We start from the raw sequence: 8,229 nt of genomic DNA on the forward strand, positions 1-8,229 counted from the left end.
CACTTGATGTGGAGGTTTTTGCTTGTATTTTATACTCTTCGAAAATCTCTTCAAACCCCTTGGATTATATATGTGACTGAAACCTCAAAGCAGTGCTTTGAACAGTCTGCGGCTAGATTCCTAGTTTGCACTTTGATTTTCATTGAGTATTAAACGTTTTAATAAAGGAAAATCGCATCAAAAACAATATAAATATATTTTCTAATCAAATATCTTGCTAGGGCTTTCATTTTTTGCTATACTGGTGCAGTAATTAAATAATAAAGACATTTGGGGTGCTTTAGGCTGAGATGATACCCATTGAACCTGATACAGTTAAGACTGGCGAAGGGAAATGTGAAACGTTTTTTCGTATGGCGAAATGAACGATCTAATCTTGTAAGCTAAACTCCAGTTCCTATATGTAATTGGAGTTTTTTTGTTCATTAATGACTGACAGCTTTGAGGCCAAGCATTTAGGCAGCTCTTCTTGAACGCCCTTGATTTTCTTTAAAAAGGTCAAGTAAAACTAGGATTTTCTTGATGTTTTGTTGATTACGAACGAGTAAAGAGAGGAAAAGTAAATATGGAAACACAAGTTTATGCTTTTCAGTCAGGTTTGACTGTTGGAGAATTATTAAAAAGCAGTAAGAAGGATTGGCAGGCTGCAATCAATCATCGTTTTGTTAAGGAACTTTTTGCGGGGACAATTGAGAATAAGGTCTTAAAAGAATACCTGATTCAAGATTATCACTTCTTTGATGCCTTCTTATCCATGCTGGGTGTTTGCGTAGCCCACGCAGACCAGCTTGAATCTAAGCTTCGTTTTGCCAAGCAACTAGGCTTTCTTGAAGCAGATGAAGACGGTTATTTCCAAAAGGCTTTCAAAGAGTTAAAAGTATCTGAGAATGACTATCTGGAAGTGACCTTGCATCCTGTAACAAAAGCCTTTCAGGAGCTTATGTATTCTGCTGTATCATCATCAGACTATGCCCATCTTTTAGTCATGCTGGTCATTGCAGAAGGTCTCTATTTAGACTGGGGTTCTAAAGATTTGGCTCTACCTGAAGCTTATATTCATTCGGAATGGATCAATCTCCACAGAGGTCCTTTCTTTGCAGAGTGGGTTCAATTTCTAGTTGACGAACTCAATCGTGTCGGGAAAGGTCGAGAAGATTTGACAGAACTTCAGGAACGCTGGAATCAAGCGGTCGCTTTAGAATTAGCCTTTTTTGATATTGGTTATGAATTATAGGATAAATTCAATCCTTTTATGTAGATTAAAAGAATTAACAAACAAACTATATAAATATATTTTCCAGTCAAATATCTTGCTAGGGCTTTCATTTTTTGCTATACTGGTGCAGTAATTAAATAATAAAGACATTTGGGGTGCTTTAGGCTGAGATGATACCCATTGAACCTGATACAGTTAATACTGGCGAAGGGAAATGTGAAAAGGTTTTTTTCGTATGTCGAAAAGAACTGTCTAATCTTGTAAGCTAAACTCTAATTCCTATCTGTAATTAGAGTTTTTTCTTTTACGAAACTGGATGAAGATGATACAAAGCATTTAGGTAGCTCACCTTGAATGCCCCACTTTTCTTTAAAAAAGGAGTTTTTTTATGTTGAAAAAATGGCAGTTAAAAGATGTTATTTTACTTGCTTTCTTGTCTATCTTTTTTGGTGGCGTTTTTGTAGGATCTGGCTATCTGTTTGATATCCTCACTCTGATTTTAGCCCCTCTTGGCTTGCAGGCCTTTGCCAATGAAATCCTCTTTGGTCTCTGGTGTATGGCTGCGCCCATTGCTGCCATCTTTGTTCCAAGAGTGGGAAGCGCAACGATTGGAGAAGTGCTAGCTGCGCTTGCTGAAGTCCTTTATGGTAGCCAATTCGGTCTAGGTGCCCTTTTGTCTGGCTTGGTTCAAGGTTTGGGAAGTGAACTTGGTTTTATCGTAACCAAGAATCGCTATGAAAGTTGGCTCTCTCTAACTGCCAATAGTATTGGGATTACGCTTGTTAGCTTTGTCTATGAATACATTAAGTTAGGTTACTACGCCTTCTCCCTTCCTTTTGTCCTTTCCTTGTTTGTGGTGCGCTTTATTTCTGTCTTTTTCTTCTGTACTATCTTGGTTCGTGCCATTGTCAAACTTTATCATCAGTTTGCAGCTGGGGGCAAGGCATAGATGGGGCTGGAACTACGAGCGATTCTGTCCCCAATCTTCTCTGAGCCGCTTGATTTTACTTTTCATGCGCAAGCCTTTACCTTATTAGTTGGGAGCAGTGGTTCAGGAAAATCTAGCCTCTTTCAAATGATCGCCCAAGTCAGTTCTCTTCCCTATAGCGGTCAAGTCCTGATAAACGGGAGCGAGGTCAGTCAGCTTTCTATCGTCGAACGTGTCCAGACAGTTGGGATTCTCTTTCAAAATCCCAATCATCAATTTACCATGGAGAACTTGTTTGAGGAGCTGATTTTTACCTTGGAAAATATTGGGCATCCCGTTCAGGAAATTGATTCTAAAATAGCAGAGGTAGTCCAGCAATGTCGCTGTAAGGCGATTTTGCACCGTCCCATTCATCACTTATCAGGTGGGGAAAAGCAAAAGGCTGCCTTGGCTGTTCTCTTTGCTATGAATCCTAGGGTCTATCTCTTGGATGAACCTTTTGCTTCCATTGACCGCAAGAGTAGGATAGAGATATTGGAGATTCTAAAAGAGTTGGCTTCTAATGGGAAGACAGTTATTTTGTGTGACCATGATTTAACGGACTATGAAGCCTATATCGACCATATGGTGGAGCTAAGAGACGGACAACTAAGTGAAGTATTTCAAATCCCTTCCTCTGAGATGACACAGGTTTCTTCAAAGAATGTTGCTTCTAGTCCAGAACTATTCTATATGGACCGAACGACTTGTGAGCTGGATAAGCGCTTCCTCTTTTCGATTGCGGATTTCACATTTTACCAAGGAATTTCCTGTATCTTGGGTGACAATGGTGTCGGGAAATCAACCCTCTTTCGGTCTATTCTTCAATTTCAAAAGTATAAGGGGCGCATTACCTGGAGGGGGACAGTCCTGAAAAAGAAAAAGAGTTTGTATCGTGACCTGACGGGTGTTGTTCAGGAAGCTGAGAAGCAGTTTATCAGAGCCAGTCTGCGAGAAGAGCTACAATTAGATGGACCTGATTCTGAAAGAAATCAGCGCATTTTCCAAGCTTTACGATATTTTGATCTGGAGCAGGCACTCGATAAGAGCCCCTATCAACTAAGTGGTGGTCAGCAAAAGATTCTTCAGCTCTTGACTATCTTGACCAGCAAGGCTTCTGTGATTTTACTAGATGAACCTTTTGCTGGTTTGGATGATAGAGCCTGCCATTATTTTTGTCAGTGGATGTTGGAGGATAGAAATCAAGGAAGATGTTTTCTGATCATTAGCCATCGTTTAGATCCCTTGATCTCTGTGGTTGATTATTGGATTGAGATGACTAGTCAGGGTCTCAGTCATGTGAAAGAAGTGACAATTACCAAACAACTCACATCTCAGAGTAGCAATACTCAAGGGGAGGTGAGATAGTATGGTCAAAGTAGCAACCCAGACACCGATTATCAGTCTCTTCTTGCTGATTTTATCCTTGGAAACATCTTTCATTCCTTCGATTGCTCTAAATCTTTCGGTAGTCGCATTTTGTATTCTCTTTATGCTCTATTACCGTCGATTTAAGATGTTGGCTTGGATGATTCTACTCGCCATTTTGCCATCTTTGGCCAACTACTGGGCAGTTCAGTTACACGGAGATGCTTCGCAGGCAGTCATGCTTGGAACGAGGGCCTTTGTGACGGTTTGTATCGGCCTTGTTTTTGTTTCGTCTATTTCCCTAAAAGAGCTTCTCTTGTACTTGGCTCAAAAGGGGTTATCACGGTCTTGGGCTTATGCCTTGATTGTGGTATTCAATTCCTTCCCCCTTATTCAGCAAGAAATCAAGTCCCTCAAGGAAGCTTGCTTATTACGCGGTCAAGAACTACATTTTTGGTCGCCCCTGATTTACAGTAAGGTTTTGATGACGGTCTTTAGATGGCGCCATCTTTATCTGAGAGCTCTATCTGCGCATGGATATGACGAACATGCACAGGTGGAGAATCGCTATCGGACTTTTTATATTCCTCAAAGGACAATATTCATCTACCTGCTGTTCTTTTTATTGCTTCAAACCAGTCTATTTTTATAAAGGAGTTATTATGGAATTTACAGATATTGCGATAGAATTATCCAAGGAAGCTTGGCAGGCTTCCTTTCATCACCCCTTTGTTTTACAGTTGCAAGAGGGAAATTTAGACCCGTCCATCTTTCGCTATTACTTGATTCAGGATGCCTACTATTTGAAGGCCTTCTCAGAAGCCTATCACCTCTTGGCTGATAAGACTTCAAACCAAGAGATGAAAAGACTCTTGAAACAAAATGCTCAGAGTCTAGTGGAAGGTGAGTTATTTATCCGCCAACAATTTTTCAAGGAATTGGAAATCAGCGATCAGGAGATGGAGCAACATCCAATCGCTCCAACCTGCTATCATTATATCTCTCACATTTATCGTCAATTTGAAGAAGAAAATCTAGCCATTGCCTTTGCAAGTTTGTTGCCTTGTCCTTGGCTATATCATGATATAGGCAAATCACTTAATCTTAAACCATCACCAAATCCTCTCTACCAACAATGGATTGAAACTTATATTACGGATGAGTTGGAGCAGCAGATCAGAGAGGAAGAAGTTTTGGTCAATCAGCTCTATCGAGAAAGTGACGAGACAGACAAGAAAAAAATGCTAGATGTCTTCCACATCAGTGTTCATATGGAAGCTAAGTTTTGGGAAATGGCCTACCAACACCAGACATGGAAGAGCGATTTACAGTCTTTAGAAACAGGAGAAGAATAGAAATATGAGAAACCACCAATTACAGGTTCACAAATTAACCATTTTATCCATGATGATTGCCCTTGATGTAGTTCTTACGCCTATCTTTCGGATTGAGGGAATGGCACCTATGTCCAGTGTAGTCAATATTCTAGCAGGAATCATGATGGGACCTGTTTATGCCTTGGCTATGGCTACAGTGACAGCCTTTATCCGTATGACGACTCAAGGGATTCCGCCTTTAGCTCTCACAGGAGCGACTTTTGGAGCCCTTCTAGCAGGTCTCTTTTATAAGTATGGTCGAAAATTTTACTTTTCTGCCTTGGGAGAAATTTTGGGAACAGGTATCATTGGTTCTATTGTTTCCTATCCTGTTATGGTACTCTTTACAGGATCGGCCGCTAAGCTTAGCTGGTTTATCTACACTCCTCGATTTTTCGGAGCAACCTTGATTGGCACAGCGATTTCCTTTATTGCCTTTCGATTTTTAATCAAGCAGGAATTCTTTAAAAAAGTGCAGGGATATTTCTTTGGTGAAAGGATAAACTGATGCAGGAATTGACAAATCCTTTTCCTCTGGAAACGACTTCCCTCATTCACTGTATTACCAATGAGATTTCTTGTGAGATGCTGGCAAATGGGATTTTGGCTCTGGGATGTAAACCAGTTATGGCAGATGATTCCCGTGAGGTTCTTGATTTTACTAAGCAAAGCCAGGCACTCTTCATCAATTTAGGGCATTTGTCAGCTGGGAAGGAAAAAGCAATCCGTATAGCAGCTTCTTATGCAGCTCAAGTTTCTCTCCCAATGGTAGTAGATGCGGTTGGCATAACGGCTTCAGTCATTCGTAAGAGCTTAGTTAAAGACCTTTTAGACTATAGACCTACGGTCCTTAAAGGAAATATGTCGGAAATCCGGAGTCTTGTTGGCTTAAAACACCACGGAGTTGGGGTCGATGCGAGTGCTAAAGATCAAGAAACTGATGATTTGCTTCAAGTCTTGAAAGACTGGTGTCAGACCTATCCAGGTGTGTCATTCTTAGTCACAGGTCCCAAGGACCTCATTGTTTCAAAGAATCAGGTTGCTGTATTGGGAAATGGCTGTGTAGAATTAGACTGGATAACAGGGACAGGAGACTTGGTTGGAGCTTTAACAGCTGTTTTTCTCAGCCAAGGAAAGACTGCCTTTGAAGCTTCTTGCCTAGCGGTTTCTTATCTCAATATCTCCGCTGAGAGAATAGTTGTTCAAGGAATGGGATTGGAAGAATTCCGTTACCAAGTACTCAATCAGCTTTCGCTCCTCAAAAGAGATGAAAATTGGCTAGATGCCATCAAAGGAGATGTTTATGAATAGAGAGGCGCTTAGACTGTATCTGGTAACCAACCGCTACCAAGATTCCTTGGAAACTTTTCTTGAAAAGATTGAGACGGCTTGCCGTTCAGGGGTTACCATAGTCCAATTACGAGAAAAAAATCTCACAACTCATCAATATTATCAACTAGCCAAACAAGTCAAGGAAATAACAGATACCTATCAGGTACCCTTAATAATCGATGATCGGTTGGATATCTGTCTTGCAGTTGATGCTGCAGGTCTGCATATCGGAGATGATGAATTACCAGTTTCGGTAGCTCGCAAAGTCCTAGGTTCTGAAAAAATCCTCGGTGTCACAGCTAAAACTGTAAAAAGAGCCCTCGAGGCAGAAGAAGGAGGTGCGGATTACTTGGGGACAGGAGCCATTTTCCCGACTACGACCAAGGAAAATGCGCCTATCACCCTGATTTCAACCTTGAAGACAATTTGCCAAAGGGTCGCTATTCCAGTAGTTGCTATCGGAGGTTTGACATCAGAGAATATTGAACAGCTTATTGGCACGGGCATAGCTGGAGTAGCTGTAGTGCGTGATTTGATGCAGGCAGAAGATATAGAGGCAAAAACACAAGCCTTTTTGACAAAGTTGGATGACATTATTTTCTAATTAATACTCAATGAAAATCAAAGAGCAAATTAGGAAGCTAGTCGCAGGTTGTTCAAAGCACAGCTTTGAGGTTGCAGATAAAGCTGACGTCGTTTGAAGAGATTTTCGAAAAGTATAAAAACTCTCTAATTCCCTTAAAGTGGGAACTAGAGAGTTTTTTTAATCTTTAAAGCTTGTATGGTTGACTGGGCCAGAACCATGACCGAGTTGAGGGGCGTCTTGGATGGCTTTCGTGATAAAGGCCTTGGCTTTATCGACTGCTTGATAGAGGGTTTTCCCCTTGGCTAGTTCAGCAGTAATCACTGCAGCAAAGGTACATCCAGTACCATGGGTGTGACAGGTTTGAATTCGTGGGCTTTCCCAGACAAATTGTTCATCTTTGGTAAAGAGGAAATCTTTAGCACCACCTTCGAGATGGCCACCTTTGATGACTACAGATTGAGGACCAAATTCTTTTAAAATCAGGCGACCGGCACGTTGCATGTCTTCGGGGTCATGGATTGAGAAACCAACAATCTCTTCTGCCTCAGGAAGATTGGGTGTGATAATAGTTGCAAGGGGAAGCAGGTTTGTTTTTAGGTAGGTTCTGGCACTGGTATCAATCAGGGTGTCACCGCTTGTTGCGACCATAACAGGGTCAAGGACGTAGGGACAATCCAGATTTTTAAGATAGGGTTGGATGATTTCCATTATTTCAGTAGTTGCCAACATCCCAGTTTTTACAGCCTGAGGCTTGATATCCGAAAAGACACTTTCCAATTGAGCTTTCAACATTTGAGGAGAAACGTGCTCAATTAGCTGAACACCTCTGGTATTTTGAGCGACAAGGCTGGTCACAACGGCCATTCCATAGACATCTCTAGCTTGGAACGACTTTAAATCAGCCATAATGCCAGCACCACCACTAGGGTCAGTCCCTGCAATGGTCAAAGCAACGGGTAAATAAGTCATCTAAAACCTCCCAACCAACTGAAGTTTGTATTCTTAAGAACAAGCTGGTCTGTTTTAGAAAGGTAATAGAAGACTGCTAGTCCCCATTATCATTTCCACTTCCATCAGCTAGCATTACCTAGATTGAGTCAAAGGGTCTAACAGTTGTTAATCTCAGCTTTACGCACCCCTAGTGGTTGTTTTCTTTTTTCTTTAGTATAGCATATTTTTATAGTTTATATAGTAAGATTTGACTGCAAATCCTGTATTATATGGTTAAAATTCAATTTTTCAAAGAAAAGATTAATTTCATAGTTGACAAATGTAGATTTTTGAAGTATACTAATAACTGTAATCGACAAATGTAGATTTAGGAGGTGCGATTATGCAGATTTCAGATGCAGAATGGCAGGTCATGAAGATTATTTGGATGCAA

General features: G+C 40.9%; 9 protein-coding genes and 3 riboswitches. Of the genes, 8 read left to right on the forward strand and 1 reads right to left on the reverse strand.

What is annotated here, in order from left to right:
* Positions 1 to 261 precede the first annotated feature (261 nt).
* A riboswitch (TPP riboswitch) is annotated at positions 262 to 350 on the forward strand.
* Positions 351 to 565: 215 nt separating this feature from the next.
* The 8 genes from RYK12_RS02760 (at position 566) to thiE (ending at position 6,863) form a co-directional block, all read left to right on the forward strand.
* The gene (locus RYK12_RS02760) at positions 566 to 1,234 is read left to right on the forward strand and encodes a TenA family protein (RefSeq protein ID WP_314846777.1); all 669 of its coding nucleotides are present in this window, start codon (positions 566 to 568) and stop codon (positions 1,232 to 1,234) included.
* Positions 1,235 to 1,357: 123 nt separating this feature from the next.
* Positions 1,358 to 1,446, forward strand: a riboswitch (TPP riboswitch).
* 158 nt (positions 1,447 to 1,604) lie between these two features.
* A complete protein-coding gene (locus RYK12_RS02765) occupies positions 1,605 to 2,165 on the forward strand; it encodes an ECF transporter S component (RefSeq protein WP_000915274.1) in 561 nt (186 codons plus the stop codon).
* Positions 2,166 to 3,551, forward strand: coding sequence for an ABC transporter ATP-binding protein (locus RYK12_RS02770; protein ID WP_314846779.1), 1,386 nt, complete (start codon positions 2,166 to 2,168; stop codon positions 3,549 to 3,551).
* A gap of 1 nt (position 3,552) precedes the next feature.
* A complete protein-coding gene (locus RYK12_RS02775; RefSeq protein WP_140209027.1) occupies positions 3,553 to 4,203 on the forward strand; it encodes an energy-coupling factor transporter transmembrane component T in 651 nt (216 codons plus the stop codon).
* Between the two features lie 10 nt (positions 4,204 to 4,213).
* Positions 4,214 to 4,906: a thiaminase II gene (gene tenA, locus RYK12_RS02780; RefSeq protein ID WP_125456307.1), complete on the forward strand. Its 693-nt coding sequence runs from the start codon at positions 4,214 to 4,216 to the stop codon at positions 4,904 to 4,906.
* Positions 4,907 to 4,910: 4 nt separating this feature from the next.
* Positions 4,911 to 5,435 (forward strand): energy coupling factor transporter S component ThiW, encoded by a 525-nt coding sequence (gene thiW, locus RYK12_RS02785; protein WP_314846782.1) that lies wholly within the window; start codon positions 4,911 to 4,913, stop codon positions 5,433 to 5,435.
* Positions 5,435 to 6,238: a hydroxyethylthiazole kinase gene (locus RYK12_RS02790; protein WP_314846783.1), complete on the forward strand. Its 804-nt coding sequence runs from the start codon at positions 5,435 to 5,437 to the stop codon at positions 6,236 to 6,238. Before thiW ends, RYK12_RS02790 begins: the two co-directional genes overlap by 1 nt.
* Positions 6,231 to 6,863, forward strand: a complete 633-nt coding sequence (gene thiE, locus RYK12_RS02795) for a thiamine phosphate synthase (RefSeq protein ID WP_314846785.1) — start codon at positions 6,231 to 6,233, stop codon at positions 6,861 to 6,863. Before RYK12_RS02790 ends, thiE begins: the two co-directional genes overlap by 8 nt.
* A 159-nt stretch (positions 6,864 to 7,022) precedes the next feature.
* On the opposite strand, the gene thiD is transcribed toward thiE, so the two are convergent.
* A complete protein-coding gene (gene thiD / locus RYK12_RS02800; RefSeq protein ID WP_314846787.1) occupies positions 7,023 to 7,814 on the reverse strand; it encodes a bifunctional hydroxymethylpyrimidine kinase/phosphomethylpyrimidine kinase in 792 nt (263 codons plus the stop codon).
* An 83-nt stretch (positions 7,815 to 7,897) separates the two neighbouring features.
* Positions 7,898 to 7,995, reverse strand: a riboswitch (TPP riboswitch).
* Between the last annotated feature and the right edge of the window lie 234 nt (positions 7,996 to 8,229).

The organism is uncultured Streptococcus sp., assembly GCF_963518475.1.
Lineage (GTDB): Bacteria > Bacillota > Bacilli > Lactobacillales > Streptococcaceae > Streptococcus.

Excerpts from the sequence above, each read along its gene's own strand:
- thiE (WP_314846785.1), top strand. The coding sequence starts at position 6,231 with ATGAATAGAGAGGCGCTTAGACTGTATCTGGTAACCAACCGCTACCAA.
- RYK12_RS02775 (WP_140209027.1), top strand. The coding sequence starts at position 3,553 with ATGGTCAAAGTAGCAACCCAGACACCGATTATCAGTCTCTTCTTGCTG.
- thiW (WP_314846782.1), top strand. The coding sequence starts at position 4,911 with ATGAGAAACCACCAATTACAGGTTCACAAATTAACCATTTTATCCATG.
- RYK12_RS02765 (WP_000915274.1), top strand. The coding sequence starts at position 1,605 with ATGTTGAAAAAATGGCAGTTAAAAGATGTTATTTTACTTGCTTTCTTG.
- RYK12_RS02760 (WP_314846777.1), top strand. The coding sequence starts at position 566 with ATGGAAACACAAGTTTATGCTTTTCAGTCAGGTTTGACTGTTGGAGAA.
- tenA (WP_125456307.1), top strand. The coding sequence starts at position 4,214 with ATGGAATTTACAGATATTGCGATAGAATTATCCAAGGAAGCTTGGCAG.
- thiD (WP_314846787.1), bottom strand. The coding sequence starts at position 7,814 with ATGACTTATTTACCCGTTGCTTTGACCATTGCAGGGACTGACCCTAGT.
- RYK12_RS02790 (WP_314846783.1), top strand. The coding sequence starts at position 5,435 with ATGCAGGAATTGACAAATCCTTTTCCTCTGGAAACGACTTCCCTCATT.
- RYK12_RS02770 (WP_314846779.1), top strand. The coding sequence starts at position 2,166 with ATGGGGCTGGAACTACGAGCGATTCTGTCCCCAATCTTCTCTGAGCCG.